Source organism: Jiella endophytica, from assembly GCF_004519335.1.
Taxonomy (GTDB): Bacteria; Pseudomonadota; Alphaproteobacteria; order Rhizobiales; family Rhizobiaceae; genus Jiella; species Jiella endophytica.
In genome coordinates this window covers 967804-994799 of record NZ_SOZD01000002.1, presented here as the reverse complement: position 1 = coordinate 994799, position 26996 = coordinate 967804, and the positions used below count along the sequence as shown (strand labels likewise).

The 26996-nt window shown below is 65.4% G+C and carries 23 protein-coding genes; 8 read left to right on the top strand and 15 right to left on the bottom strand.

What is annotated here, in order from left to right:
- Positions 1-7: 7 nt before the first annotated feature.
- Positions 8-460, bottom strand: coding sequence for a DUF421 domain-containing protein (locus tag E3C22_RS09605; RefSeq protein ID WP_206026923.1), 453 nt, complete (start codon positions 458-460; stop codon positions 8-10).
- A 322-nt stretch (positions 461-782) separates the two neighbouring features.
- Entirely contained in the window at positions 783-1976 is a 1194-nt protein-coding gene (locus tag E3C22_RS09600) for a hypothetical protein (RefSeq protein WP_134761755.1), read from the bottom strand.
- 273 nt (positions 1977-2249) lie between these two features.
- Between E3C22_RS09600 and parC the strand changes: the two genes are divergently transcribed.
- Both parC and E3C22_RS09590 read left to right on the top strand, forming a co-directional pair.
- A complete protein-coding gene (parC, locus tag E3C22_RS09595; RefSeq protein ID WP_134761754.1) occupies positions 2250-4502 on the top strand; it encodes a DNA topoisomerase IV subunit A in 2253 nt (750 codons plus the stop codon).
- Positions 4503-4938: 436 nt separating this feature from the next.
- A complete protein-coding gene (locus tag E3C22_RS09590) occupies positions 4939-6768 on the top strand; it encodes an ABC transporter ATP-binding protein (RefSeq protein WP_134761753.1) in 1830 nt (609 codons plus the stop codon).
- Between the two features lie 48 nt (positions 6769-6816).
- Here E3C22_RS09590 and E3C22_RS09585 read toward each other — a convergent pair whose 3' ends face one another.
- The 4 genes from E3C22_RS09585 to E3C22_RS09570 form a co-directional block, all read right to left on the bottom strand.
- Complete coding sequence (locus E3C22_RS09585) at positions 6817-7566, bottom strand: arginyltransferase (RefSeq protein WP_134761752.1); 750 nt, start codon at positions 7564-7566, stop codon at positions 6817-6819.
- 16 nt (positions 7567-7582) lie between these two features.
- On the bottom strand, positions 7583-9409 hold the full coding sequence (locus E3C22_RS09580) for an SLC13 family permease (protein WP_134761751.1): 1827 nt from the start codon (positions 9407-9409) through the stop codon (positions 7583-7585).
- Positions 9410-9558: 149 nt separating this feature from the next.
- Positions 9559-9999, bottom strand: a complete 441-nt coding sequence (locus E3C22_RS09575; protein ID WP_134761882.1) for an RDD family protein — start codon at positions 9997-9999, stop codon at positions 9559-9561.
- A 173-nt stretch (positions 10000-10172) separates the two neighbouring features.
- Positions 10173-11450, bottom strand: coding sequence for an NAD(P)/FAD-dependent oxidoreductase (locus E3C22_RS09570; protein WP_134761750.1), 1278 nt, complete (start codon positions 11448-11450; stop codon positions 10173-10175).
- A 366-nt stretch (positions 11451-11816) separates the two neighbouring features.
- Between E3C22_RS09570 and E3C22_RS09565 the strand changes: the two genes are divergently transcribed.
- Together E3C22_RS09565 and E3C22_RS09560 are read left to right on the top strand one after the other, a co-directional pair.
- Complete coding sequence (locus E3C22_RS09565; RefSeq protein ID WP_134761749.1) at positions 11817-12533, top strand: class I SAM-dependent methyltransferase; 717 nt, start codon at positions 11817-11819, stop codon at positions 12531-12533.
- Positions 12534-12671: 138 nt separating this feature from the next.
- Complete coding sequence (locus E3C22_RS09560) at positions 12672-13106, top strand: MarR family winged helix-turn-helix transcriptional regulator (RefSeq protein ID WP_167591707.1); 435 nt, start codon at positions 12672-12674, stop codon at positions 13104-13106.
- Positions 13107-13121: 15 nt separating this feature from the next.
- Here the strand turns inward: E3C22_RS09560 and E3C22_RS09555 are convergent, their stop codons facing one another.
- Positions 13122-14438 (bottom strand): NAD(P)H-dependent oxidoreductase, encoded by a 1317-nt coding sequence (locus E3C22_RS09555; protein ID WP_134761747.1) that lies wholly within the window; start codon positions 14436-14438, stop codon positions 13122-13124.
- Positions 14439-14615: 177 nt separating this feature from the next.
- Here E3C22_RS09555 and E3C22_RS09550 point away from each other — a divergent pair, with 177 nt between their 5' ends.
- From E3C22_RS09550 to E3C22_RS09540, 3 genes are all read left to right on the top strand, one after another.
- Positions 14616-14861, top strand: coding sequence for a hypothetical protein (locus E3C22_RS09550; protein ID WP_134761746.1), 246 nt, complete (start codon positions 14616-14618; stop codon positions 14859-14861).
- A 235-nt stretch (positions 14862-15096) separates the two neighbouring features.
- Positions 15097-16374, top strand: coding sequence for a 5-aminolevulinate synthase (gene hemA / locus E3C22_RS09545; protein ID WP_134761881.1), 1278 nt, complete (start codon positions 15097-15099; stop codon positions 16372-16374).
- 76 nt (positions 16375-16450) lie between these two features.
- The gene (locus E3C22_RS09540) at positions 16451-16828 is read left to right on the top strand and encodes a cupin domain-containing protein (RefSeq protein ID WP_134761745.1); all 378 of its coding nucleotides are present in this window, start codon (positions 16451-16453) and stop codon (positions 16826-16828) included.
- A 65-nt stretch (positions 16829-16893) separates the two neighbouring features.
- Here the strand turns inward: E3C22_RS09540 and E3C22_RS09535 are convergent, their stop codons facing one another.
- The 7 genes from E3C22_RS09535 to E3C22_RS09505 form a co-directional block, all read right to left on the bottom strand.
- On the bottom strand, positions 16894-18006 hold the full coding sequence (locus E3C22_RS09535; RefSeq protein ID WP_134761744.1) for an AbrB family transcriptional regulator: 1113 nt from the start codon (positions 18004-18006) through the stop codon (positions 16894-16896).
- On the bottom strand, positions 18003-19172 hold the full coding sequence (locus E3C22_RS09530) for a pyridoxal phosphate-dependent aminotransferase (RefSeq protein WP_134761743.1): 1170 nt from the start codon (positions 19170-19172) through the stop codon (positions 18003-18005). The genes E3C22_RS09535 and E3C22_RS09530 overlap by 4 nt, the downstream gene beginning before the upstream one ends.
- A 136-nt stretch (positions 19173-19308) precedes the next feature.
- The gene (locus tag E3C22_RS09525) at positions 19309-20961 is read right to left on the bottom strand and encodes a COG3904 family protein (protein ID WP_134761742.1); all 1653 of its coding nucleotides are present in this window, start codon (positions 20959-20961) and stop codon (positions 19309-19311) included.
- Positions 20962-20978: 17 nt separating this feature from the next.
- Positions 20979-21707: a hypothetical protein gene (locus E3C22_RS09520; protein ID WP_134761741.1), complete on the bottom strand. Its 729-nt coding sequence runs from the start codon at positions 21705-21707 to the stop codon at positions 20979-20981.
- 221 nt (positions 21708-21928) lie between these two features.
- A complete protein-coding gene (gene pnp / locus E3C22_RS09515) occupies positions 21929-24061 on the bottom strand; it encodes a polyribonucleotide nucleotidyltransferase (protein WP_134761740.1) in 2133 nt (710 codons plus the stop codon).
- A gap of 358 nt (positions 24062-24419) precedes the next feature.
- Positions 24420-24689: a 30S ribosomal protein S15 gene (gene rpsO / locus E3C22_RS09510; protein ID WP_134761739.1), complete on the bottom strand. Its 270-nt coding sequence runs from the start codon at positions 24687-24689 to the stop codon at positions 24420-24422.
- Positions 24690-24951: 262 nt separating this feature from the next.
- A complete protein-coding gene (locus E3C22_RS09505; RefSeq protein ID WP_134761738.1) occupies positions 24952-25299 on the bottom strand; it encodes a DUF2147 domain-containing protein in 348 nt (115 codons plus the stop codon).
- Positions 25300-25617: 318 nt separating this feature from the next.
- Between E3C22_RS09505 and E3C22_RS09500 the strand changes: the two genes are divergently transcribed.
- A complete protein-coding gene (locus E3C22_RS09500; RefSeq protein WP_167591706.1) occupies positions 25618-26187 on the top strand; it encodes a DUF4760 domain-containing protein in 570 nt (189 codons plus the stop codon).
- Between the two features lie 43 nt (positions 26188-26230).
- Here the strand turns inward: E3C22_RS09500 and E3C22_RS09495 are convergent, their stop codons facing one another.
- Positions 26231-26569 (bottom strand): DUF2147 domain-containing protein, encoded by a 339-nt coding sequence (locus E3C22_RS09495; protein WP_134761736.1) that lies wholly within the window; start codon positions 26567-26569, stop codon positions 26231-26233.
- Between the last annotated feature and the right edge of the window lie 427 nt (positions 26570-26996).

Here is a 26996-nt window from a genome sequence, read left to right as displayed (position 1 = left end):
TGCCGGGTCAGGCCTTGCGGCTGGCGCTGCGGGCACTGTCGTCCGGGACCATCCCGGCCGCCTCGGCGCCGCGCACGTGCCGCAAGAGCTCCGGCGCGAAGCTCTCGCCATGCAGCACCGAAATGTCGCCGGTGGTCTCCAGAACGACCGCGCGGACCTCGTCCATCGCCTGAATGTTGGCGCCGCGGAGCTTGGCATAGACGTCGCCGGGCGAGACCCGGCTTGTCGCCATCGCCGCGTCGATGAAGACGCCGTCGCGCATCAGAAGCAGCGGTTCGTTGTCGACCACGCTGGTCACCATCCGGCTGTTGCGCCGGCCGAAGGCGAGAGCGACCTGGATCGCCATCAGCGCAGCAATGGCGACGAGCGCCTTCAGGAAGGCCGGCCAGCTCGACGTGGTCGCGGCGGAGGCGAGCAGCGAGCCGGTGGCAAGCGTGATGACGAAGTCGAAGGCCGTCATCTTGGAGAACGAGCGAAGCCCGATCACCCGAACGAGGAAGATGACGACGCAAAGCCCGATAGCGGCGAGGAAAATCCCGCCGAGGACGGCGTCGAGGATCGGTGATTGCGCGAAGATGGCGGCCTCCCTCCGTCCGCGGCTTGATGGCCGCTAAAGCTTCTGTCGAGCCGCCAGATAAAACGCCGGCCGGGCAGGGCAGCCCGGCCGGCGAAAGAATTTGAGGTTGCGGCTAAGGGTTCTGCCGCGACGTGATCGAGAAGCGGCGCGAGGCCCGCCCTGGAGCGGCGGAGCCCGCTTCAGCCGCGCCCGGTGCCTCGCGAGGTCAGTCCTCCGTCGCGTCGTTCGCCGTCACTTCCAGCGACAGCACCTGCGGCAGGGTCTGCGGCGCGCCCATCGCCGCGCCGGCGATCTGCATGGCCGGCACCGGGGTCTCCGGGTCGATCGAGATCGACAGCGACTTCGGATCCTTCAGGAAGGTCGAGACCGCATCGCTCACCTGCTTCTGGAAGTCCGGATTCTGCAGCTGGGCGAGCATCGCCGGCACCATCTGCTCGACCTGGGCGATCAGCTGGTCCACCGTCTGGCCCTGCTTCTTGGCATAGTAGTCGAGCAGCTTGCCGGTGAGCGAATCGTCGGTGAAGGTGATGTCCGCCGAGCCGAGCGAGAGCTGCGACATCAGACCCATCATCGCCATGCCGGCGTTCTGGTTGCCCTCCGGGTTCTCGGCCATCTGCTTGGAGATCTGCTGCATCGACTGGATGAAGGCCGGCGTGTAACCCGCCATCTCGTAGGTGAAGGACAGGTTGCCGGCGTTCTCGACATTGATGTCGAAGGGATCGAGCGAAAGCGTGCCGGTCTTCGGGTCCCAGCCGGCGCTGCCCTCGACGCTGCCGGTCAGGGTGTCGTAGCCGAGATCGGTCATCGTCTTCGCGGCCTCGGGATCGGCCTTGGTGAAGTCGGCATTGAAGGTGCCGAAATTGAAGTCCGAAGAGAGCGTGTCGTCGTCGTTGATGGTGTTTTCCACCGAGACGCCGGAAAGGTCGAAGACCTTGGCGCCGTTCTTCTCGACGGTCATCTTGTCGAGACCGGCCTTGTCGAAATAGAACTCCGACAGCTGCTTGACCGCCGGCAGGCCGCTGCGCTCCGCCGGCAGGAGCTCGACGCCCTCGATCGACATGCCGGTGACCACGGTGTGGCTCTCGCCCTCGGTGACGTCGATATCGGCGATCGGCACCCGCGCGACCTTCCAGCCCTCTTCGGTGGAGCCGCTGACATCCTCGAAGGTGATGTCGCCGAGCTTTGCCGGGTCCTCGCCCTTCGGCGCGAGGGTCATGCCCTTCAGGACGACGTTGTCGCCTTCCGAGGTGGCGCTGTCATACGCGACCATCATGTTCTGGCTGGCGGCGACCGCCTTGAGGCGCTCGCCGAAGGCGTTCGCGTCGGCGGCGAACGCGGCCGTCGAGCACATCAGCGCGACGGCGGTCGTGGTCAGGGACACGGAAGTCTTGGCGAACATGCAGTACCTTCTTTCAGCGTTGAGCCCGGCGCCTGGCGCGGAGCGGGTCATGCCCCGCGCGAGACTTAGCGCGATGACGGCGGCCAATCTATGGAGAAATCAGGCAGGGAGAAGACATCGTAGCGCTTCTCTCCCGGCTTGCCCGGCCGAGCGCCAGGGAGACTGACCGGACCGGATGGTCGAAGAGGCCTCCGCGTTCTCGGCGGCACAAAAAGCTGAGGATGGTTCCGTTCCGGTCTTGTTCCATGCCTTGACCTTCGCTAGACGCGTGCCATGGGCAAGGCAGCGGAACCGCCATCAGACGGCGGCGACATCGAACCGATCGACCTCAAGACGGCGCTCGAGGAGCGCTATCTCGCCTATGCGCTGTCGACCATCATGGGCCGTGCGTTGCCGGACGTGCGCGACGGGCTGAAGCCGGTCCACCGGCGCATCGTCCATGCCATGCGCATCCTGAGGCTCGATCCGGGCGACGCCTACAAGAAATGCGCCCGCATCGTCGGCGACGTGATGGGCAAGTTCCATCCCCATGGCGACGCGGCGATCTACGACGCGCTCGTCCGCCTCGCCCAGGATTTCTCTGTCCGCTACCCGCTGATCGACGGTCAGGGCAATTTCGGCAATGTCGACGGCGACAGTGCCGCGGCCATGCGCTACACCGAAGCGCGGATGACCGACGTCGCGACGCTGCTTCTGCGGGGCATCGACGAGGACGCTGTCGACTTCCGTCCGACCTATAACGAGGAGGACAAAGAACCGGTCGTCCTGCCCGGCGCCTTTCCGAACCTTCTCGCCAACGGCTCGTCGGGTATCGCCGTGGGCATGGCGACATCGATCCCGCCGCACAACGCTGCCGAGCTCTGCGACGCCGCGCTGAAGCTGATCGAGACGCCGGACGCCACCACCGACCAGCTTTTGCGCTTCGTCCAAGGGCCGGACTTTCCGACCGGCGGCGTCGTCGTCGACAACCAGGCGCAGATCCGCGAGGCCTACGAGACCGGCCGCGGCTCGTTCCGGGTGAGGGCGCGGTGGGAGAAGGAAGACGTCGGCCGCGGCAACTATGTCGTCGTCGTCACCGAGATTCCCTATCAGGTGCAGAAGTCGCGGCTGATCGAGAAGATCGCCGAGCTCCTCCAGGCCCGCAAGCTGCCGCTCCTCGCCGACATCCGCGACGAATCCGCCGAGGACGTCAGGATCGTGCTGGAGCCGAAGAGCCGCACGGTCGATCCCGAACTCCTGATGGAATCCCTGTTCCGGCTGACGGATTTCGAGAGCCGCATTCCGCTCAACATGAACGTCCTGTCCGGCGGCAAGGTGCCGAAGGTGCTGTCGCTGAGGGAGGTGCTGTCGGAATGGCTCGCCCACCAGCGCGAGGTTCTGCAGCGGCGCACGCGCCACCGGCTCGGCCAGATCGAGCGGCGGCTCGAGATCGTCTCGGGCTATCTCGTCGTCTTCCTGAATGTCGACGAGGTGATCCGCATCATCCGCGAGGAGGACGAGCCGAAGAAGGAGCTGATGGCGACCTTCGAGCTCACCGACAACCAGGCCGAGGCGATCCTCAACATGCGGCTGCGCTCCCTGCGCAAGCTCGAGGAGTTCGAGCTGAGGCGGGAGTTCGACGCGCTGACCGCCGAGAAGGCCGAGAAGGAGGCGCTGCTTGCCTCCGACGACAGGCAATGGGCGAGGGTCGCCGACGAGGTCCGCGAGGTGCGCGAGACCTTCTCCAAAAAGACCAAGCTCGGCCGGCGCCGCACCCGCTTTGCCGATGCGCCGACGCACAATCTCGACGACATCACCGTCGCACTGATCGAGAAGGAGCCGGTGACCGTCGTCCTGTCGCAGAAGGGATTCCTGCGCGGCATGAAGGGGCATCTGTCCGACCCTTCGGCGCTGAGTTTCCGCGAGGGCGACGGGCTGAAGCTCGCCTTCCACGCGATGACGACGGACAAGCTGATCTTCCTGTCGACTGGCGGGCGGGCCTTCACCCTGTCGGCCGACAAGCTGCCCTCCGGCAGAGGTCAGGGCGAGCCGATCCGCCTTGCCATCGAGATGGAGGACGAGCACGACATCATCGCCGGCTTCGTCCACGATCCGGAGATGAAGCGGCTGCTGGTTTCCTCCGACGGCGCCGGATTTGTCGCCGCGGAAGCCGACATGATCTCCTCGACCCGCAAGGGCAAGCAGCTGGTCAACGTCTCGGGCAAGACCCGCCTCGCCTTTGCCGTGCCGGTCGCCGGCGGCGACATGGTCGCGATCGTCGGCGAGAACCGCAAGCTCCTGGTCTTCCCGCTAGCCCAGGTGGCCGAGATGGCGAGGGGCAAGGGCGTCCGGCTGCAGCGCTACAAGGATGGCGGCGTCTCGGACGTGAAGGTGTTCAAGTTGGCCGAGGGCCTTGCCTGGACAGATTCCGCCGGCAGGGCCTTCCTGCGGCGCGAGGACGAACTCCTGGAATGGCGTGGCGACCGCGCCCAGGCCGGCCGGCTGGTCCCGAAGGGCTTTCCGAAGAACAACAAGTTCGTCGGTTGATGGGAATGGCCAAAGGCCGGTTGTCGCCGTGTGACGGTATCAGTTCGATGAGCGATGCTGCCTGATCGCGGCCTCGACCGAAGCCATGTCAGCGGCGCCCACTCCTTTGACGTGGCGCCGCCATCTCTGCTTCGCCGACCTGCAGTCGCATCCATACGCTTGCCAAACGATTCGGGTTCGGCTAAGCGTCGCTCATCCTGACATGACGCCAACCGAAGGGAGGGCCGCGATGAATCTGTACGGTACCGCCCTCGCAGGGGTTACGCACTCCTGATCTGCGCCTAGCGCGCGCGTCTTCGAATGGGCCGCCCTCGAGCTTTTCAGCCGGCCCGCCGTCAGCTTCCTCCCGCCGACTGTCATATTCGACGCTGAAGTCGTCGCTGTGCGTTTTTCGTGGAGGATCGTCAGGGGACCGGGCCACTCCGGTCGTGATCCGATGCCGTTTCGCCTGTTCGAGTGGCGCCGGTCGGCCTTCGCCGCGGCGTTTTCCTTCACCGTCCTCCATTGGCGGCGTCAGCCGGCCAGGATGGCCGCCATCTGCGGCGCGATCACGCTCGGCACGCTCGCTGACGTGCTGACGCCGCTTTATTCCGGCCGCCTCGTCGATGCGATCGCGGGGACGACGGATGCCGAGGGTGCCCTGGACGCGGCGCTCGCCGCGCTGGCGATGCTGGCGGTGCTCGCTCTCGCCGGCGTCGTCTGCCGCTTCGCCAGTTTCATGACCATCATCCCCTTCACCCTCAAGATGATCTCCGAGGTGATGGCGGAGGCTTTTGCGCGCGTCCAGCGCTTCTCGACCGACTGGCACGCCAACAGCTTCGCCGGCTCGACCGTGAGGAAGATCACCCGCGGCATGTGGGCGCTCGACCTCTTGAACGACACCGTCCTCGTCTCGCTGCTGCCGTCCTTTGTCATGCTGGTCGGCACGACCGTTCTGCTCGGCTGGCACTGGCCGGTGATGGGCCTCCTGATCGGGTCCGGCGCGCTCGCCTATCTGGCGCTGACCGTGTCGCTGTCGCTCGGTTATGTCGCGCCTGCGGCCCGGCTCGCCAATGTCTGGGATACGAGGCTTGGCGGCGCGCTCGCCGATGCGATCTCCTGCAACGCCGTGGTCAAGGCCTTCGGCGGCGAGACCCGGGAGGAGGCGATCCTCGAACGCGTGTCGCAGAAGTGGCGGTCGAGGGCCGGGCGCTCCTGGCGGCGCGGCACGATCAACGGCACGGTGCAGAATGCGATGCTCTTCCTGTTGCGGGTCGGCGTCGTCGCGCTGGCGATCGTCCTTTGGGCTGAAGGCACGGCGGGGCCGGGCGACATCACCTATGTGCTGACCGCCTTCTTCGTCATGCAGGGCTATCTGCGCGAGGTCGGCCAGCATGTGCGCAATGTCCAGCGGTCGGTCAACGACATGGAGGAGCTGGTCGATCTGTCGGCACTGGCGATCGGCGTCGACGACAAGGTCGGAGCGCCGGAGATCGCGATCGGCGGCGGCGAGGTCGTCTTCGACCGCGTGTCGTTCCATTACGGCTCGCATGCGACCCCGCTTTACCGCGATCTGTCGCTCACCATCGCTGCGGGCGAGCGGGTGGGGCTCGTCGGCCATTCGGGTTCTGGCAAGTCGACCCTCGTCAAGCTGATCCAGCGTCTCTACGACGTGACGGATGGTGCGATCAGGATCGACGGCCAGGACATCGCCGGCGTGCGGCAGGCATCGCTGCGCTCGCAGATCGCCATCGTGCAGCAGGAGCCGATCCTGTTTCACCGCTCGCTCGCCGACAACATCGCCTATGGCCGGCCGGGGGCGCGGATGAGCGAGATCGTCGAGGCGGCGCGGCTCGCCGGCGCCGACGGTTTCATCACCCGCCTGCCGAAGGGCTACCAGACCCTCGTCGGCGAACGCGGCGTGAAATTGTCGGGCGGCGAGCGCCAGAGGGTGGCGATCGCCAGGGCCTTCCTCGCCGACGCGCCGATCCTGATCCTCGACGAGGCGACGTCGAGCCTGGATTCGGAATCGGAGGTGCTGATCCAACGGGCGATGGAGAGGCTGATGGCCGGGCGGACGACGATGGTGGTCGCGCATCGGCTGTCGACGGTCAAATCCCTCGACCGGCTTCTGGTCTTCGATCGCGGGAGGATCGTCGAGGAGGGCGACCATGCGGCGCTGATTGCGCGACCTGACGGGATCTACCGCCGGCTGTTCCAGCGCCAGGCTGTGGAGCTGATGCGCGGTCTGCCGGCGGAGGTCACGGCGCTCGATATGGTGTCGTGAGAGGAAATCGGCGGCAACCTCGAAGATGGGGTTGCCGTCCCCTCCGTCCTAGCCCTGGTAGCGCTCCCAGCCCTTCGGGCTCAGATGTTCCTGCGGCTGGAAGCGGATCTTGTAGTCCATCTTCTTGGAGCCTTCGACCCAGTAGCCGAGATAGAGATAGGAGAGGCCCATCCGCCTCGTGCGCTCGATATGGTCGAGGATCATGTAGGTGCCGAGGCTGCGCTGATCCTCGTCGGGATCGAAGAAGGAATATACCATCGACATGCCATCGGCCATCACGTCGGAGAGTGCCACTGCGAGGAGTTCGCCGTCGGACGTGGTGGTGAAGCGCGAGTCCGGACCCTTGCGGCGGTATTCGATCAGCCGGGTGTCGACCTGGCTGTCCTCCACCATCATCGCATAGTCGAGGACGCTCATCTCGGCCATGCCGCCGCGGGCGTGACGGTGGTCGATATAGTTGTGGAACAGGGAATACTGCTCGCTGGTCGGGCTCGGCGTCGACATCCGGCCGACGAGGTCGGAATTCTTTGCCAGGATCCGCCGCATCGATTTGCCAGGCGAAAACTCATCGACCAGGATGCGGACGGAAACGCAGGCGCGGCAGCGCTCGCAGGCTGGCCGGTAGGCGATGTTCTGGCTGCGGCGGAAGCCGCCCTGGCTCAGGAGATCGAGCAGCGCCGGGGCGCGCTCGCCGACGAGATGGGTGAAGACCTTTCGTTCCGCCTGGCCGGGAAGATAGGGGCAGGCGGACGGCGACGTCAGGAAGAACTGCGGCGTCTGCGGGTGATGGACGGTCACGTACTATCCCGAGAAGTCAAAGCCCGTAATACCATGGAGCGACGATCGTGAATGTTAACCACACCAGGAGCACGAGGGGAACACCGGCTTTTACGTAGTCGAAGAATCGGTAGCGACCGGGCCCCATGACGAGGAGATTGGTCTGGTAGCCGATCGGCGTCGCGAAAGAGGCGTTCGCCCCGAAAATGACGCAGGCGAGCCATGGTTCCGGTGAGACGCCGAGCCGGCGCGAGATGTCGAGGGCGATCGGCGTGAAGAGGACTGCCGTCGCATTGTTCGACAGGACATTGGTGAAGGCGGCGATCACCAGGAACAGCCCCGACAGAAGCACCACGGGCGGCGCGCCGCCAAGCGCGTCGAGGGCGCTTTCGGCGATCAGATGGGCGCCGCCGGTGCGCTCCAGCGCGGTGGCCGCGGCGATCGATGCGCCGACCAGCATGAAGATCGACCGGTCGATCGAGCGGGCGGCCTCGCCGATGGTCAGGCAGCCGCTGGCGACCATGGCGATGGCGCCGCAGACCGCGAGAACCTCGATCGGCAGGATGCCGGCGGCCGAGAAGGAGACGATGGCGACGAAGATCAGCGTTGCCAGCAGCGCCTTGGCCGATTGCGGGATGGGCTGGGCGGAATATTCCAGCAGCAGGAGGTCGTGATTGCCGCGCAGTGCCGCGAGATCGGCCTCGCGACCGCACAGGAGCAGCGTGTCGCCCGGCTCGAGACGGATTTCCGACAGCGCCGCCCGCGCCATGCGGCTCTTTCGCTGCAGACCGAAGAGGGTGATGCCGAACTGGGTCCGAAGGCCCGAGAACTGCATCGTCCGTCCGGCATAGCGGGAGCCAGGGGCGACCACCGCTTCCGCCATCACCATGTCCGGTCCGATCTTGTTCGACCTGGAGCCGTTGTCGCCGCCGGAGGGATCGAGCGTCTTGACCTTCAGATTGCCGCGCGAGAGCGCCCGGGAGAAGGCCCGGCGGGTCGCGGTGACGATCAGCCGGTCGCCGACCGTGAGTTCGATGTCGTCGAAGGGCGGCAGGATGGTCTGGTCGTTGCGGATGATCATCCGCGGCGTCAGGTCGCCGAGGCCCGGAAACAGGCCGGATCGTGCCCTGAGCCCCAGAAAGGCGTGGCCCTCGGTGATGTCGATCTCGCCCAGGAACTGCTTGCCGCCCGGATCGACCACCCGGCCGTCCTGCGCCTCGCGGGGCGTCAGGATCCGCGGCATGAAGCGGATGACATAGATCGCGCCGACGACGGCGATGGCGAGGCCCGGCACGGTGATGTCGAAGAAGTTCATCTCGAAGCCGGCGCGGGCCGCGACGCCGGCGACGAGCAGGTTGGTCGAGGAACCGATCAGCGTCGTCAGGCCGCCGAGGATGGACAGGAAGGATAGCGGCATGAAGACGTGGTTCGGCGAGATGCCGCGCTGGGTGGCGAGCATCGTCAGGATCGGGATGAAGATGACGACGACGGGCGTGTTGTTGAGGAAGGCCGAGAGCGTCGCGGCCGAAATCAGCACGATCGCCACCGCGCCGGCGCCGACATTGCCGCCGATCCGTGTCAGCCACGCGGTCGGCCGGGCCATCGCGTCGGTGGCGAACAGCCCCTGGCCGACGATCAGCAGCGCCATCACCGTGATCAGGGCCGGATTGGCGAAACCGGAAAGGAGATCGGCGCTGGTGACCGCATGGCCGGTCGCATCGCTGTAGGGAAAGATCGCGAAGAGGAGCAGGAAGCCCGCAAGGGAAGCCGCGGCGACCGCCTCGATCGCCCAGCGCTCCATGGCATAGCCCACGATGCTCACCAGGATCAGCAGGTAGGTGAGCCAGATGTGCAAGGAATCCATGAAACGTCGCGAGCTGTTGTCCCCGCGCCGTTATCTCTGGCCAAAGGCCGGCTGACAACCCGGCCTGCCGCGAATCCTCTGGCCGGCGTGGCATTCAGGTTGTGCCGGCGCCGTCGGTGACAGCCCCGTCAAGGGCTTACGATCCGCCGTCAGAGGGGGCGGTCGCGCACGATGACGGTGCCGAGCAGGAGGTCGTGCAGCAGCTGCTTCCTCGGCGTGAACAGGCCGACCAAAAGGACGAGAGGCGTCAGCACCGCATTCGCCGCCCAGAACAACACGCCGTGCAGAACCGCCAGCGGCGGATCGACATGGCCGCCGTCGAGGCGGGCGATCCGGATGCCGGCGAAGCGCATGCCGGGGGTCGCCTGGCTGGCTCCGCCAAGGGTGAAGGTGAGATAGAGGATGGCGATCAGCGGCAGGAGAACCGCATAGAGTCCCCAGGCGAGACCGAAGGAGAGGATGCCGAGCAGGAAGACGACGATCGCCGCCGGAACGGAAAGCAGAAGCACGATCGTATAGTCGAAGACGAAGGACAGCATCCGCCGCGTCCTGACGCCGCTATAGGCGCGGCGCACTTCGAGATAGTCCATGCGCGTCGTGTCGAGCGTCGTATCGGTCACAGAGTCTGATCCTCCCTCAAGAAAAAGCCCGGCCTGATTGCCGGCGCTCCATCGAAGATGGTGATCGCAGCGCGGCACTGCAATGGAAGCGGTCTTGGCTTGAGGCTTGGCCGACGTCGTTGCGCAAGGCCGGCGCTGCGGTGTCAGCTACCGGCTTTGAGGGCCGCGACATGGGCCTTCAGGTCGAAGCCTTCGGCCGAGACCTCACTGCGGGCGATCACCAGATCCTCCGCGAGGATCCGCCGCCCGAGCATGTGCTCGCCCGGCCGGTTCACCGTCTCGATGCCAAGCAGCCTGTCGCCCCGAAAACAATAGGCGACCAGCCGGCCGGCCTCGCCGAGGCTCGCCATCTCGACATGGTCGGCGCCGGCCGTCAGCCCGACGATCTGCAGCTTGAACGGTCCCTGGTCGCTCCAGAACCATGGCACGGCCCGGTAGGGCGCGATCTCGCCACCGGCCTCGCCGGCGATGATCCGCTGGGCGACGAGCTTTGCCTGGTCGACGGCGTTCTGCACCGACTCCAGCCGGACGATCCGCTCCGAAAAGGGCGAATGAAACGCCGCGCAGTCGCCGATGGCGAAGATGCGGGGGTCGTCCGTCGTCATGTGATGGTCGACGAGGATGCCGTTGTCGGTGGCAAGGCCGGCATCCCGGGCAAGCCGGTCGTTGGGCAAGACGCCGGCGGCGATGAGCACGAGATCGGCGGCAATCTCGCTGCCGTCGGGCAATGCGACCGCGCCAACGCGGCCATGGCCTCGAATCGAGGCGGCGGCCGTGCGGAGACGGATCTCCGTGCCCATGCGGCGATGCTCGTCCAGGAAGAAGCGCGAGACCTCCCGCGAGACGGTGCGGCCCATCAGCCGGTCCGCCGCTTCGAGGACGGTGACCTCCTTGTCGATGGCGCGAAGGGCGGCCGCCACTTCCAGCCCGATGAAGCCGCCGCCGATGATGACGACCCTTCGAACAGTGCCGAGATCGGCTCTCAGCTGCTCGGCGTCTTCGGCGGTTCGCAGCTGGTGGACGCCGGAAAGGTCGCGGCCCTCGATCGGCAGCGCGCGGTTGGCCGCGCCGACGGCGACGACGAGGTGGTCGTAGGCGAGGTGCTCGCCGGTCGACAGCGTCACCCGACCGGCCGCCCGGTCGATCGCCTCGACCGTGAGACCGGAGCGGAACGCGATGGCGTTCTTGTCGAAGAAGCTCCCGGGCTTCAGAAGCAGGCTGTCGAAGGCGGCGTCGGTCTTGATGTAGGTCTTCGACAGTGGCGGGCGCTGGTAGGGCAGCCGCTGCTCCTCGGAGACAATGGTCACCGGACCCTCGTAGCCGCCCTGGCGAAGGCTCGCCGCAACCTGGAAGCCGGCCTGGCCGCCGCCGGCGATGACGACGCCGCCGTTCTCGGCTGGATTGCTGGTCGGACCGGTCATCGCTCGTCTTCCCTCTGCCACCCCGGCGGCAAGCCGCCTGCGTCCTGTCCCGCCGGACCCAAACGGGTTCGCTCGATAGCCTCCACGATCCGTCGCGGCGCCCGATTCGCGGTCCATCACAGCCGGAGTTTTGACAGGTCGCAGCCGAATGATGAAGCCTGCAGCATCGGCCCGGAAATCGGAATCGAATTTCTGAAAAGGCACGATGCGGTGATCGGAAAAGCTGGGAGCGTCCCCGGTGCGTCCATTCGCACGCATCGCGCTCGATCGCGACAGACGCGCCATGCCGCGATAGAACGGCGCGCTCCGGTAGCCGGCCCGTCATTTAAGAAATATTGGCCGGACCATGAGTTGGGAGACAGACCGATGCAGACGCCGCAAGCGCTGAATGCCGCCTTCGCCTCGGGCGATCCGCACAATGTCATCGTCGAGAGCCTGCGTTTCGCCGGAGCGAAAACGGTCGTTGACGTCGGTTGCGGCGAAGGCCGGCTGGCCGCGCGGCTTCTCGACGACGGCTTCGAAGTGGCCGGCGCAGACCCCAGTCCGCGTGCGATCGAAAAGGCGCGGGAAAAGGCTTCCGCCGCCCGATTGGAGCTCGCCGACGCCGAGCATCTACCCTTCGAGGATAAGAGTTTCGATGCGGTCGTCTTTCTCAATTCGCTCCATCACGTCCCTTCAGAAAGCCTTCCGGGCGCGCTCGGCGAGGCAAGGCGAATTGCCCGGCCGGACGCGCCGATTCTGATCGTCGAGCCGCTCCCCGAGGGCAGCCTCTACGAGGTGATGCGGCCGGTCGAGGACGAGGCTTCGGCCTACCACGCCGCCGGCGTCGCCATTGCCGATGCCGTCCGAGGCGAGCAGCTGGAGCTCAAGGGCAATGTCGTCTTCCAGGAGACCGTCCGCTACCGCAGCGCCGGGGCGTTTCTCGACCGCCTGGTCGCGGTAGACCCTGCTCGCCAGGCCGCAGCCGAACGCTGCCGCGCCGAGGTCGAGGCACTCTTCGAAAGACTGGCTGCGAAGGATGGCGACCAGTTCGCTCTACGCCAGCCATTGCGGATCTACTGGCTCAGACCGCTCCAAACGTAGAACAATTCTAATGTGACACCAAAATACGTCACCCATATATTTTGCAATCATTCCGTTATCGCGCAAACGGATTTGCCCGCCTATAGTGCTTGTGACTGCTTCACGTGGTCGCAGTAATGAATGGGGCGACTTGACAAGATGACGGAGACCGAATCCACCGAAGCCTTGACCGGGCTTTTCGAGCAGGTGGCGCGCCGCCTGCACTCCAATGGCTATGCGGCGCAGCTCTTTCCGGCCCAGTGGTCGGCCCTGCGCTACATCCACCAGGCCGAAGCAGATCGTCGCACGGCGATCGATCTCGCCAGGCATCAGGGACTGGCGTCCGGCGCCGTGGCCCGAACGGTGCGAACCCTCGTCGAGAAGGGGCTGGTGACCAAGATGGGCACGATCGGCCGCGGCAGGGCGGAGCGGCTGGAACTGACCGAAAAGGGCCATCAGCTTCTCAAGCGTGATCCACTGCGGTCGATCTGTACTGCGCTGGAAAACCTCTCCATCCACGAGCGAAGCGTGCTCGCGAAAGGTCTCGAGGCGGCGATCGACGCGACCCGTTCGATGCAGCACGGACGTGCCTGAACGCTCCAGCTGAGATCAGCCGAAGCTCTGACTGTCCGCAGCGTCCAGCTCGGCCCGAATTTTCGTGACCAAAAGCGTCTCGTCCGGCGTGCAGTTCTCATAGGTGAGCAGCTCGCCGGCCGCGATCGGACGGGTGACGCGCGAGTGTTCGGCGAGCCCGAGGGGCAGGGCGTGCTCGCCTTTCGCATGGCGCCACTCGAAAGCGTATCCGCGGTAATCGGCCATGCCGATGCGACCCAACGTCGCACCCGGCTCGAGCGCCCGCTTGGCGCGGGCGCCGCATTCGGCCACCGGCCGATCCACCGGCACCATGTCCGGCCGCCGGTGCATCACGACGCGCGCCGCCGAAAGCGGCGTCTCGAGGCTGGTCAGATGGAACGGGCGGACGAGGGCGAAGCAGGGCCCCGGCCCGACCTTGAGATCCGCCATCCGTTCGATGGCCCGAGGATGGCGCGGCCTGACCACGCAGAACACCCCCGGCGCGACACCCTTGCCGACGGTGTAGTCGACCCGTCCCGGCTTCGACAGGACGCCGCCGTCCTCGCGCGAGCAGAGGATCTGGGCGAGATTGTCGAGGCTCGCCTCGGGACCGTGCATGCCGGGAACGTCCGGGATGAGGCCGGTGGAATTGGCGATCGCCGTCATCTCCACCATGGTCTTCGAGCCGTCGATGAACTCGACCAGCATGCGGGCATTCATGTTCCGCTCGCGGGCCTCGATCTCGTATTCCTCCGGCACCGCGTCGTGGCGGAGCGGATTGTTCTTGCCCTTGCCCGCGGCGACCACTTCCATGCCGAGCGCCTGGGCGAAGGCGATCAGTTCCAGCGTCGCGGCGGGCTCGTCGCCGGCCGAGCCGGAATAGACGACGCCGGCGGCCTTCGCCTTGCGTGCCAGCAGCCGGCCGACGGTGATGTCCGCCTCGACATTGAGCATGACGATGTGCTTGCCGTTCTCGATCGCCAGAAGCGCCAGCCGCGTGCCGACCTCCGGGCTGCCGGTCGCATCGACGATGACGTCCACCCGGCCGCTGGCGCAGAGATCGGCGATGTCGCTCGTGACGGCGATCCGGCCGCCCTCGATCGCCGCGTCGATCGCCGCCGGCGAGGTCGCGACGATCCCGTGATCCGCGTCGTAGCCGGCCATCGCGATCGCCTCCATCGGCCGGCGCGGGCTGTTGGCGGCGATGGCGCCGACCCTGACGCCGGTCATCAGCGCCGTCTGGACGACGATGTCGGTGCCCATCTGGCCGGCGCCGGCAAGGCCGATGGTCACCGGGCCATGCTGCTCGGTATAGGCGGCGAGTTCGGCGGCAAAGCCGATGCGGTCGATCATGATCCAGCTTCCCAGGCACCCTCTGCGACAGAGCGGATGCGATTTTGCGGCTCGGCTGCGGCGCCCGGCCCGCTGATCCGGAGCTGAAGCCGCCATCCGAATTTCCTGCGGCTCTCTCCCCCGAGGCACCCCAAACGGGCTCTGGTTTTTCCACTCTGGAATCGATACATCCGCGGCATGACGAAGACCCCGTCCGACCGGAAGAAGTCAAGCCGCCAGGCGCGATTGGAACAGGCGCTGCGCGCCAATCTCGCACGCCGCAAGGTGCAGGCTCGGGCCCGCCGCCAGAGCGAAGCCGAGACGGCGGAACAGGACGCCGCGCCCGTCGAGCACACGAAGGCCGACGATGCCAGTACGGCATCCGAGCCGGGGCAAGGCGGATCGACCGCGAGCCGGCCGGGTGAGGGCGGCAAGGAGGGGTGAACAGCCGGCGGGCCGTCTACAGTGACTATTGTCACGATGACCACTCCTGGTTTGTTCTAAATCAAGGCTCGTGGTGCAGACTTCTGCCATGATCTGCTGGCTGTCAAATTCAGTTGTCATTCCCGTCGGAATATGTGTCATATTGTTTGGACAGTCAGGCTCGGCAGCGGCCAACCGGCGTGTGGACAAGGCGGGTTGGCCGACTTAGAACCATTCCGACAAGGAGTGCACGATGATTGACTACGAGCGCCATTTCGCCTCAGCGATCGAGGCTTTGCATGCGGAGCGCCGGTATCGGGTGTTTGCCGATCTCGAGCGCATCGCCGGCAGCTTTCCGCGGGCGATCTGGCGCCATGAGGGGACGGCGCGGGAGATCACCGTCTGGTGCTCCAACGACTATCTCGGCATGGGCCAGCATCCGGGCGTCATCGAGGCGATGACCGCGGCGGCCGGCTCGATGGGCTCGGGCGCCGGCGGCACCCGCAACATTTCCGGCACCAACCACCCGCTGGTCGAGCTCGAGCACGAGCTCGCCGATCTCCACGGCAAGGAAGCGGCGCTGGTCTTCACCTCGGGCTTCGTGTCCAACGAGGCGTCGATCTCGACCATCGCCAAGCTCCTGCCGAACTGCCTGATCCTTTCCGACGAACTCAACCACGCCTCGATGATCGAGGGCGTCAGGAAGTCCGGCGCCAAGAAGCAGGTGTTCCGGCACAACGACCTCGCTCATCTCGAGGAACTGCTCGCCGGCGCAGAGCCGGACCGGCCGAAGCTGATCGTCTTCGAAAGCGTCTATTCGATGGATGGCGACGTCGCGCCGATCGCGGCGATCTGCGATCTCGCCGAGCGCTACGGTGCCATGACCTATATCGACGAGGTCCATGCGGTCGGCATGTATGGCCCGCGGGGTGGCGGCATTTCCGAGCGCGACGGCGTCGCCCATCGGATCGACGTGATCGAGGGAACGCTGGCCAAGGCCTTCGGCGTTCTCGGCGGCTACATCACCGGTTCCAAGGCGCTGGTCGACTCGGTCCGCTCCTATGCGCCGGGCTTCATCTTCACCACCGCCCTGCCGCCGGCGCTCGCCGCCGCGGCGACCGCCTCGATCCGCCATCTCAAGGCCTCCCAGGCCGAGCGCGACGCCCAGCAGCGCCAGGCGGCGCGGGCCAAGGCGGTGTTCGCCTCGGCGAGCCTGCCGGTGATGCCGTCCGACACGCATATCGTGCCGCTGCTCGTCGGCGATCCGGAGCTCTGCAAGAAGGCCAGCGACCGGCTGCTCGCCGAACACGCGATCTATATCCAGCCGATCAACTATCCTACGGTGCCGCGCGGCACCGAGCGGCTCAGGATCACGCCGACGCCGCTCCATGACGACGGGCTGATCGAGGCGCTGAAGGATGCGCTGGTCGAGACCTGGCAGGCGGTGGGCATTCCCTTTGCGACGGAACGCCCGGCAAGCCCGGAGCGTTCGGAGAAGGTGACCCCGCTGGTCGTTTCCCAGGCGGGCGGCTGATCCGGTCTTTCCCGGCTTTAGCCGCGGCAAATGCGAGACTGTCCGGCGGGTCCCTTTTCGTCTCGAGGATCCGCCGATGAAGGTCTCGCTCGCCTCCCTTTTGTCGAAGCTTCCCCGCCAGGCCACGGCCGAACGGCCGGACGGCCTCTTCGTCGCCGAGGCTTTCGCCCACGGCACGATGACGCTCGAAGCTTTCGCGCCGCGTAGTGAGGCGCAGCAAACCTCGCATTTTCAGGACCGGGTGTTCATCGTGACCAGGGGCAGCGCCACCACGCTCACGGACGGCGAGCGCGGCGAGGTTCGCGAAGGCGACGCGCTGCTCGTCGAGGCCCATGACGCGTTCACTTTCGAGGCGACGAGCGAGGATTTCGTCGCCTGGATCGTCTCCTGGGGGCCGGAGGGCGGCGAAGCGGAAGCGCCGAACCCGTCGGTCTTCGCCGCCATCGACGCCTGACGTTTCCCAAAAGCTGCGATTGCAAGGGGCGGCACGGTCCGCCCGTGGCGAGTCCTGCCTTCCGGCTATTCGCCGGGCGCGCTGACCGTGTCGCCGCCGAGATTGTCCCGCGCCTCGCGTCGCGACACGCGCCTTGCGAGGAACGGCACGATCATCGCGATGGCGAAGAAGCGCACCACGTGATGGGAGGCGACATAGGCCGGATCGATGTCGAACTGGAAAGCGAGCACCGTCAACGCCTCGAGAGCGCCCGGCGCATAGGCGAGCGCGACATTGGGCACCGGCAGGTCGACGAAGACCACCGCGGCAATCCCGGCAAGGCCGGTGCCGAGCAGGCTGAGGGCGAAGCAGCCGAGCGATGGGATCAGAAGCTTCAGGAAGGCTCTCGCGGAAATGCCGTTCAGCCTGCCGCCGACGATGACGCCGAGAAGCACGAGGCTCGGCAGCGCCAGCCAGACAGGCAGCGACACCGAAACGATATTCGCCCCGTGCAGCACCGCGCTTCCGATCAGGGCGCCGAGCATCATGCCGCCCGGCACGTTGAGCTTTGCCGCCAGCCAGGCGCTGACGGCTGAAAGGCCGAACATCAGGGCATATTCGATGAGCGAGCCATCGCCGCCGGGGCGGATCGCCGGGCCCATCGCGTCACCGCCCTCCAGCGCGCCGAGCAGCGGCACCAGGGCGGCGATCAGCATCAGCAGCCGGATCGACTGGATGACCACCACACGGCCCATGTCCGCCCTGGTCTCGGAGGCGGCCGCGACCACGAAGGAGAGGGCGCCCGGCAACGAGGCGAACAGCGCCGTCGCGTGGTCGAAGCCGAGGCTGCGCTTCAGAAAGCCGTAGCAAAGGAGCGCTGCGAAGAGCACGCCGAGAAGCTGGATGATGAAGGAGAGCGGCCAGATGGCGATCTGGTTGGCGATCTCCGGCGAGACGCCGGAGCCCGCCTGGATGCCGAGAATGTAGAAGGCAAAGGTCTTCAGCCCCTTCGGCAAGCGGGTGTCGAGGCCGGACAGCGCGCAGACCGTCACCGCCACCACCGGGCCGAGCAGCCAGGCGACCGGCAGGGCGAAGAGACTGGCGACGAAGCCGCCGGCGACAGCCGCGGTGACCGTGATGCAAAGGTTCCGCAGGCGACGATAAGCAGCCCGTCCGTCGCCCGTCTCCGCTGGCTTCACACCTGGTATCCGATCCACTCCGCAAGACGATGGGCGGCCGCTTCGACCTCGTCGAGCCGGCGATGGAAACAGGCCCGGAAGAACGGCGCACCCGCCGGCCCGAAGGCCGTTCCCGGCGCGATCGCCACCTTCGCCTCATCGACGATCCGGAAGGCCGCGGCCCTGGTATCGGCTACCCCGTCGATCTTGAAGAAGGCGTAAAAGGCGCCGTCCGGCGGCGTCAGCTCGACCTTGTTGGTGGCCGTCAGGATATCGCAGAAGATGTCGCGGGCGGTCTCGGCCCGGGCGATCTGGTTTTCCACGAAGTCCTCGCCCTTCGTCAAAGCAGCGATCGCCCCCCTCTGCATGAACGCGGCGACGCCGGAATTGGAATACTGGATGAGGTTCTCGACGATCTGGCCGAGGGCCGGGCTTGCCTCGATCCAGCCGATGCGCCAGCCGGTCATCGCCCAGTTCTTGGAGAAGGAATTGACGAAGATGATCGCGTCGTGGGCAGCCATCACGTCGTGGAAGGACGGCGCCCGAGGCCCCTCGTAGTAGAAGCGCGCATAGATCTCGTCGGCGATGATGGCAACGCCTGCCTCGCGCGCGATCGCGAGGATCGCCGCCAGCGTCTCGCGGTCGGCGGTCCAGCCAGTCGGGTTCGACGGCGTGTTGACGAAGAGCACGCGGGTCTTCGGCGAGATCGCCGCCTTCAGCTTGTCGAGATCGAGGCTCCAGCGCCCAGCGTCGAAATCGAGGCTCACCTCGCGCCTGACCGCGCCCATCAGCCCGGCGGCAGCGGCAAAGTTCGGCCAGAGCGGACCGATATAGACGACCTCGTCGCCTGCCCCCGCCAGCGCCGTCAGCGCGATCTGGATCGCATGCATGCCCGAACCGGTGACGAAGAAGCGCTCGGGTTCGAGATTCTGGTCGTAGAGCGTGCTCGCATAGCGGCTGAGCGCCTCGCGCAGCTCAGGCAGCCCGCGCTGATACGTGTAGAACGTCTCGCCTGCCGAAAGGCTCTCGGCGGCAGCGTCGGCAATGAATTTCGGCGTGGAGAGGTCGCCCTCGCCGGCCCACATCGGAATGATGCCCTCACGCCCGCGGGCATGGTTGACGACGGCAACGATACCGCTTTCAGGCGCCTCCACGGCTTCGCGACGCAGGCGGGAAAGGTCGAGCATGGGGTGGGCTTTCAGGCAAGGACAGTGGGTGGCGTTGGTCCCGGCAGAAATAGGTGCCCGCGCCCGGAATTTGAACGGCCATAGCATTCACCGCAGGATGCGCAAAGCGATGATGCTGCAGTGCGAGGCAATGTGATCAGTTGGCGGCCGGGCAGGCAAGAACAACCTTCTGCGTCTGCCCAGTCCGCTCGTACTCTGAGATCCCCTGTTGATCGAAGAGGAGGTTCGCCGCACTGCTGTCAAAGGTCATTCCGGATGGATGGCATCGATCGCCGGACTGATCGGGTGCCGCGCCCGTGAGGCGAAAGCTGCTCCCTTTCGGATCGAATGAGCCTGTCACTCCGTAGGCGATGGGATCGCAGCCGCGGCGGAAGACATGGGCTCGGCCGCTCAACACGCCACTATCGGAATAGCCCTCGAATAGAAGGCGGCCGGATTCAAAACCGAGCCGGATGAGCGTGTCCTTCGGTTGCGAGTAGCTTATCGTCACGTGGGTGGTACCACTCTGAAGTCGCTCCTGTCGCAGTTCCATCCGAGATCCGTTGTGATTCCAGGTGGACGTCTTGCTTTCGACGACAAAGGGAGCCGTGTCATCTTCCGGCCCGACCGTCCGGAAGATACCGGTTTCGGCGATGGCTTCCTCTACGCGCGCAATCGGCGTGTCTGGTGGAAGGGCATGCCATGCGCGGATACGGTCGACGGGAATGAGAGCGACGCCCTGATTGTCGATGTTGGGGAGAGCTGAACGATTTTCGACGCCATCACCCGGCCAAAACGCCGCGTCGATACGGCCTTCGCTATCCGTACTATCATGACAGGTAATGTCATAACCGTCAGATGGTTGATACTGTAGAACGAACTCTCTGTAGCGATCGATCGAGGTGCGCGCGAAGCGAGAGTTTTTCGCGCGAATAGCGGTACGCAGATCCGGTAGCCTCGAATTCATGAGTTCGATAGCATAGTCACTCATGCTACCGTTGACATCAGTAGCTGCACGATCTGCGACCCACCGCTCGGTGTTATAGCAAAAGGCTTTATTTCCCAACCATCTGCTGTCATCGCCGTAGTATTCAAGAAGAGATTTCCCCGGCATTACACGCAGTCGCCGTTTATTCGTCACGCCAATGCGCCATCGTCCGGCATCATCCACCGTGTCGATCTCGACAAACTCGCCCGGCGCCGTCCTCGACAGACTTGCCTCGACAAGCGACTGCGCCCAGTTGTGCTCCCTCAGCAAGCCGAGGAATTCGCGAGCCGCATTCACCATCAGCCGCTCGAACTCGTCCGCATCAATCCGATCCAGAGCATCGTCTGGAAGGGCGGGGGCGTGAAAGCCGAGCCGACCGCCGGGTGAGAGCTCCCGCAGTGACTGGAGTTTTCCTTCCGGGGTGACGGTAGCTCCGCCCATGAAAACAAGCGAGCAAGCGGAAAGGCAGGATGCACCGGCGCCTACATGGGTGCGGATGGCGTTGTCATGGACGAAATTCGCGAGCCTGATCCCCTCCAGCAGGTTGCCGCCGGGGCTATCGAGGGTCAGTCGTGCCGTTACCCCCGGATGACGGTCGCTTTGCTTCGCTGGAAGATGTCCGGAAAGCATCTGCTGCAGGCGATCGACGTCGCCCTTCGCAATCTGGCCTTTCAGGGCAACCGTAACGGGAGACCCGCACCCGTCATTCGGGCCAGGAACGTCGGTTGCGATCGTCAACTCGGCACCGACCGCAGGCATCGCGGAGAGCAGCAAAACGGAGATTATCCACTTCACGGATTTCCGTCGTGTCCGCCGCACCATGCTGCACTCTCCTCGGTTCAATTCCACAAAGGAGCGGGGCACGGGTTTCCGAAATCGATTGGAGCGCCCCAGTTTGATTGGCCGTCGTCACCGGCCGGTTTGAGCAATTGCAAAGGATCATGGCCGGCCGAGACGAGTGTTTCTTGGCCAATACCCCCGTCAAGAATCCGGTCGACCAGCGGCTCCGGCCACTGATGCTCGCGCGCAAGCCGCAACAGTTCGACGACGAACTGGAACGCCTCCTGCCGCGTCTGACGCAGCAATGGCCGTCCGGCCTGTCCGGTCTGCCGTTGCAGCTCCTCTGAGAATGATGGCAAGCTGAATACGACTTGGCCTCCAGGCTGCAGGCATCTTGCAGGATTGATGACCGTCGTGTCTTCGAATGGCCCTCCTGAACCACCCATGAAGGCAACGGCGCAGGCGTCTGCGCAGAAAGTACCCGGCATGACAACACTCTGGACGTAGTTTTCGCGAAGCAGTCTGGCAATCCGGACGGCTTCGGCGAAATCGCCGTGATCGCCTGAGAGGGTGACGCGTCCGACTCTCGAGAGACTGGGGTTACCGCTTTGTCGCTCACGCAAAAACGCGTCCAACCGCGCAGCGTCTCCGGCGACGATGATGCCTGACAAGGCAACCACATCGTTGTTCCCGTAGCCGACCTGAGCCTTGCCGGTGACCTTGATGTCGGCTGCCTGCAAAGGCGTCGCAGCCAAAAAAGCGAGAACCAAGGTCAGCGACTTCCACATCCGGCTCTCGTCTGGTTGAGCGCTCAAGGTCAGCGATCTTGGAAGTCTGCCGAGAAAATGTCGTTCTATCAACCCAGGCGGGCAGTCTGGTTGCGGTCGTGGCAAGGCCTTCCGTAGCGGACAATGCCGGAATCACAGTGGCCCCATACGAAAACGCGCCCGGGTTTCCCCGAGCGCGCTGTCATGTCCGATGAGGCTTTCACCTCGAAGGGTGGTCCGCCTTACGCCTCTTCGGCGTCTTCCTTCTTGACCTCTTCGCCGGTCGTCTGGTCGACGACCTTCATCGACAGGCGGACCTTGCCGCGCTCGTCGAAGCCCATGAGCTTGACCCAGACCTTGTCGCCTTCCTTGACGACGTCGGTCGTCTTGGCAACGCGGCCGGCGCCGAGCTGGGAGATGTGGACGAGGCCGTCACGCGAGCCGAAGAAGTTGACGAAGGCGCCGAATTCCACGGTCTTCACCACCGTGCCCTCGTAGATCTCGCCGACTTCCGGCTCGGCGACGATCGAGTGGATCCACTTCTTGGCCGCCTCGATCTCCTTGCCCGAGGCCGACGCGATCTTGATCGTGCCGTCGTCGTCGATGTTGATCTTGGCGCCGGTCTTCTCGACGATCTCGCGGATCACCTTGCCGCCGGAGCCGATCACGTCGCGGATCTTGTCGGTGGGGATCTGCATGACCTCGATGCGCGGGGCGAACTCGCCGAGCTCGGCGCGGCCTTCGGAGATGGCCTTGGCCATTTCGCCGAGGATATGCTCACGGCCGCCCTTGGCCTGGCCGAGGGCGATCTGCATGATCTCCTCGGTGATGCCCTGGATCTTGATGTCCATCTGCAGCGAGGTGATGCCCGTCGCGGTGCCGGCGACCTTGAAGTCCATGTCGCCGAGATGATCTTCGTCGCCGAGAATGTCGGAGAGGACGGCGAAGCGCTCGCCTTCCTTGATGAGGCCCATGGCGATGCCGGCGACCGGGCTCTTCAGCGGAACGCCCGCATCCATCAGCGCCAGCGAGGTGCCGCAGACCGTCGCCATCGAGGACGAACCGTTCGACTCGGTGATCTCCGAGACGACGCGCAGCGTGTAGGGGAACTGCTCGGGCGCCGGCAGCAGCGGGTGGAGCGCCCGCCAGGCGAGCTTGCCGTGGCCGATCTCGCGGCGGCCGGGCGAGCCCATGCGGCCGGTCTCGCCGACCGAGTAGGGCGGGAAGTTGTAGTGAAGGAGGAAGTTCTCCTTGTAGGTCCCGGTCAGGGCGTCGATGAACTGCTCGTCCTCGCCGGTGCCGAGCGTCGCGACGACGAGGGCCTGGGTCTCACCGCGGGTGAACAGGGCCGAGCCGTGGGTGCGCGGCAGGACGCCGACTTCCGAGACGATCGGGCGGACGGTGTCGAGCGAGCGCCCGTCGATGCGCGAGGAGGTGTCGAGGATGTTCCAGCGGACGATCTTCGCCTGCAGCTCCTTGAAGACCGCGCCGACCTCTTCCTTGCTGTACTTCGTCTCCTCGGCGCCCTCGGGCAGAAAGTGCGCCGTGACGGTCTTCTTCACCGCGTCGACGGCGGCGTAGCGGGCCATCTTGTCAGTGTTCTTGTAGGCCTCGCGCAGCTCGCTCTCGGCGAGCTTGAGCATCTCGCCCTCGAGCTCGGAATGGTCCGGCGTGACATGCTCGCGCGGCTCCTTGGCGGCGACCTCGGCGAGCTTGATGATCGCGTCGATCACCGGCTGGAAGCCCTTGTGGCCGTGCATGACGGCGCCGAGCATGACCTCTTCGGAGAGCTCGGAGGCTTCCGACTCGACCATCAGCACGGCGGCGTCGGTGCCGGCAACCACCAGGTCGAGCGCCGACTCGGCCATCTCGTCGACATGCGGGTTGAGCTTGTACTCGCCGCCGATATAGCCGACGCGGGCAGCGCCGATCGGGCCCATGAATGGAACGCCGGAGAGCGTCAGGGCGGCGGAAGCCGCGACCATCGCGACGATGTCCGGATCGTTCTCGAGGTCATGCTGCAGGACGGTCAGGACGACCTGGGTGTCGTTCTTGTAGCCATCGGCAAACAGCGGGCGGATCGGACGGTCGATCAGGCGGGAGGTCAGCACCTCCTTCTCGCTGGGGCGCCCCTCGCGCTTGAAGAAGCCACCGGGGATCTTGCCGGCCGCGAAGGTCTTTTCCTGGTAGTTGACAGTCAGCGGGAAGAAGTCGAAGCCGGCCTTCGGCTGCTTCTCGGAGACGACGGTCGCGAGAACGCAGGTCTCGCCATAGGTCGCGAGCACGGCGCCGTCGGCCTGGCGGGCGATCTTGCCGGTCTCGAGGGTGAGCGGACGGCCCGCCCAGTCGATTTCCACCTTGTGGGTCTTGAACATTGTCTGTTGCCTTTCGTGTCCACGCTTGGCCGCAAGAGGCGGGCGGCGCGGACTATCGCGTTGTGTCGTTCTTCAAAACGCGCCACGGGCAAGACGGCGGGAGGCTTCGCACGGCGCATCACTCGCGCCAGGCCGAAAGGGCCATTCCGGAAGCGTCCGGCAATCCTGCCCCGTGAGCGTTCCATGGCCGGAACCCGTCGGTCCTCGTGTTCAAAGACGCGGGCATTCCGGGTCAGGCGGCGGCCGCACGGGCGGCCGGTCATTTGTCTTCGGCGCGATCGGGCCTTTCGGTCGACCGCGCGGATGAGCCGGCGGGCCCCCGGGGACTAATCCGGTCGAGGGCCCGCCGGAAGAAGCGTCAGCGACGCAGGCCGAGACGCTCGATGAGCGTCTGGTAGCGGGCTTCCTCGCGCGACTTCAGATAGTCGAGAAGGCGCCGGCGCTGCGAGACCATCTTGAGAAGGCCGCGGCGCGAATGGTTGTCCTTCTTGTGCGACTTGAAGTGATCGGTCAGGTTGTTGATCCGTTCGGTGAGGATCGCGACCTGCACCTCGGGCGAACCGGTGTCGCCTTCCTTCGTCGCATATTCGGTCAGGAGCGCAGCCTTGCGCTCTGCGGTGATCGACATCGCGATACCCTTTCTTGGTATTTTGTTCGGGGTCGGGTCGCCCTTTGCCGGGATGTCGTCCAGCACGGGCCGTGAATGCGCCGGAACGTGAGACCGCCCGAACGCTGGGCCGCCTATAACGGATCGTGGCGGCAATTGCTAGAGCGCGGCGCCGGCCCGCACCGCGCAGCCGACCGTCCGCCGGCACCGTTCGGCAAGGAACGGCGCCGGCGTCGTCGCCGCGGATCGGTCGCCCCCGCCGATCACGCGATGAAGCAATGGGCTATTTGCGCGTCCAGGTCTGCGAGCGGCAGAAGATCTTCAGGGCGCAGCCGGTAAGCCGCAGGGAGTTGCCGCTGACCTTGGCGGTGCCCTCATAGGTCTTGCCGTTGTTCGGGTCGGTGATCTCGCCGGAATAGTTGGCGCCCGAGCCGCTCATCTGGCCGATCCGCTTGCCCTTGTGCTTGCCGGTCACGATCGTCGTGCAATAGGCGCCGCCGCATGCGGCGATCTTGGCGGTTTCGCCGCTGGCCGTCGTCCAGTTCCCGACGATCGGGGCGGGGGCCGCCGAGGCGGCGGACACGCCGCCAAGGAACATGGCTGCGGCAGCGATCGCGGCGAATTTCATCATGGTCTGTCCTCCCATCCGGCGCCCTCCGGGCGCTCCTTTGCTTCTTACGTAAACGTAAGCGATTTCGCGTGTGTCTGCCAAGTCATTTCTATGTCAGGCGGCGGCGGCATGATCGGGAGCGAGCGACCCTTGAGCTGCGGACTGGCATTTCCATATAGCTCGAAGAGTTCCGTGGTGAAATCGCGCGCAAGGCGCGGTCTTCTTTACAGTGATAAAGGATTTCGCTACGGATCAGCGTCTAGATTTAGGGTCAGCGCGGACAGCCGCCCGGCCGGTACGGAGGATCGAGAATGTTGCGCAACATCATCGAGGGGTTCGGTGGCTGAGTTCACCGCCTCACCGGAACTGATCGAGGCCCTTCGGGGAAATCAAAACAGCCAGTGGCTCGCACCACTGGCTGTTTTGATTTCGGCGACGGTTTCTGCGATCATTGCCTGGCTGATCTTTCGCCACACCTCCCGCCACAACCGAACGCTTCAGCGCCAGAAGGCCACGCTCGATCTCATCGCCGCGAGAGAATCTGACCCGGGCTTTTCCCTCGCCAAGACGAAGTTCAACGAACAGCGGGACAATCGGGGATTCGACGGGTTCCTGGCTGGCAAGCCCCCGTCGGACCTGCGTGAGCACGTCCGTACGATCATCAACGACTACGAGCTGATTGCGGTCGGCATCGAATTCGACATTCTCGACGAAGACTTCTATCGCGACTGGTTCCGGACGGCGCTGCTGACGGACTACGTCAGTCTGAGGCCCTATATCCGGGATGTCCGCACCTTCACGAAAAGCGACAAGATCTTCGAGCGTTTCGAACGACTGGCCGTTAAGTGGGGAGGCCAGCCCGTCGATCCAGGTCGCGGCACTGCCTGCCCGAAATATTACGGGCGCTGAGCCAGCCAGGCTTCGCTCGCCCGTTGCCTGGAGTGCGGGCCGGCTACACCCGGACCCAGATCTGGGTCTTGCAGAACACCTTCAGGGCGCAGCCGGTAAGCTTCAACTGCGTGGCGCTGACGGTAGCCGAGCCGGAATAGGTCCGGTCGTCGCGGGGATCGGTGACCTCGCCGCTATAGGAGCCGGCGCTGCCGGACATGCGGCCGACCGACTTGCCCTTGTGCTCGCCGGTGATGACGGTGGCGCAGTAGCCGCCGCCGCAGCTGCTGACCTTGACGACACCGCCGCCCGGAGCACGCCACTTGCCGAGGATCGGATCGGCGGAAAGCGACGGCACGGCAGAAGCGAAAATCAGGGCGCTCGCGAGGATCAGGGACTTCATTGCGTCATTTCCTTCATTGGCTCGAAGGGGCGGCTGTCGCAGCCTCTTCGACATCGATGGACCGGGCCTCGTTTGCCCGGGGTATTGCGGTGCTTCGGCCGGAAAGCCTTGAAGACCTGAAGCTTTTTGCGCCACGCCTCGGCGAGCGTCGGGATCGCGCCTTGACCGCAGCGATGTGGCGATACGATGACCCCCGCGGCCTCTGGCGACGAACTATCCCTTCGCCTGCCGTTCGGGAAGTTGCTTCCCTCAAATGTGATGTTGCCCACAGTGATAGGCTCATTGAATGAATGCAGCCTGAACCGGCACACCTGCCTGGGATCGCAGTTTCTTTACCGTAACGTCAGCAACTGGCATTCACGACGAATTAAGCGCAAATTTTAAGTGCCTCGCAAATCGTCTCGGCGATCATCCATCCCACGAACAA

What these genes read in the sequence shown, in the direction of transcription:
- E3C22_RS09520 (WP_134761741.1), bottom strand. Translation starts at nt 21,707, where the DNA reads ATGTGGAAGTCGCTGACCTTGGTTCTCGCTTTTTTGGCTGCGACGCCT.
- E3C22_RS09505 (WP_134761738.1), bottom strand. Translation starts at nt 25,299, where the DNA reads ATGATGAAATTCGCCGCGATCGCTGCCGCAGCCATGTTCCTTGGCGGC.
- E3C22_RS09565 (WP_134761749.1), top strand. Translation starts at nt 11,817, where the DNA reads ATGCAGACGCCGCAAGCGCTGAATGCCGCCTTCGCCTCGGGCGATCCG.
- E3C22_RS09575 (WP_134761882.1), bottom strand. Translation starts at nt 9,999, where the DNA reads ATGGACTATCTCGAAGTGCGCCGCGCCTATAGCGGCGTCAGGACGCGG.
- E3C22_RS09525 (WP_134761742.1), bottom strand. Translation starts at nt 20,961, where the DNA reads ATGGTGCGGCGGACACGACGGAAATCCGTGAAGTGGATAATCTCCGTT.
- E3C22_RS09555 (WP_134761747.1), bottom strand. Translation starts at nt 14,438, where the DNA reads ATGATCGACCGCATCGGCTTTGCCGCCGAACTCGCCGCCTATACCGAG.
- E3C22_RS09600 (WP_134761755.1), bottom strand. Translation starts at nt 1,976, where the DNA reads ATGTTCGCCAAGACTTCCGTGTCCCTGACCACGACCGCCGTCGCGCTG.
- E3C22_RS09550 (WP_134761746.1), top strand. Translation starts at nt 14,616, where the DNA reads ATGACGAAGACCCCGTCCGACCGGAAGAAGTCAAGCCGCCAGGCGCGA.
- E3C22_RS09540 (WP_134761745.1), top strand. Translation starts at nt 16,451, where the DNA reads ATGAAGGTCTCGCTCGCCTCCCTTTTGTCGAAGCTTCCCCGCCAGGCC.
- E3C22_RS09560 (WP_167591707.1), top strand. Translation starts at nt 12,672, where the DNA reads ATGACGGAGACCGAATCCACCGAAGCCTTGACCGGGCTTTTCGAGCAG.
- E3C22_RS09590 (WP_134761753.1), top strand. Translation starts at nt 4,939, where the DNA reads ATGCCGTTTCGCCTGTTCGAGTGGCGCCGGTCGGCCTTCGCCGCGGCG.
- E3C22_RS09580 (WP_134761751.1), bottom strand. Translation starts at nt 9,409, where the DNA reads ATGGATTCCTTGCACATCTGGCTCACCTACCTGCTGATCCTGGTGAGC.
- E3C22_RS09530 (WP_134761743.1), bottom strand. Translation starts at nt 19,172, where the DNA reads ATGCTCGACCTTTCCCGCCTGCGTCGCGAAGCCGTGGAGGCGCCTGAA.
- pnp (WP_134761740.1), bottom strand. Translation starts at nt 24,061, where the DNA reads ATGTTCAAGACCCACAAGGTGGAAATCGACTGGGCGGGCCGTCCGCTC.
- rpsO (WP_134761739.1), bottom strand. Translation starts at nt 24,689, where the DNA reads ATGTCGATCACCGCAGAGCGCAAGGCTGCGCTCCTGACCGAATATGCG.
- E3C22_RS09605 (WP_206026923.1), bottom strand. Translation starts at nt 460, where the DNA reads ATGACGGCCTTCGACTTCGTCATCACGCTTGCCACCGGCTCGCTGCTC.
- E3C22_RS09570 (WP_134761750.1), bottom strand. Translation starts at nt 11,450, where the DNA reads ATGACCGGTCCGACCAGCAATCCAGCCGAGAACGGCGGCGTCGTCATC.
- parC (WP_134761754.1), top strand. Translation starts at nt 2,250, where the DNA reads ATGGGCAAGGCAGCGGAACCGCCATCAGACGGCGGCGACATCGAACCG.
- E3C22_RS09495 (WP_134761736.1), bottom strand. Translation starts at nt 26,569, where the DNA reads ATGAAGTCCCTGATCCTCGCGAGCGCCCTGATTTTCGCTTCTGCCGTG.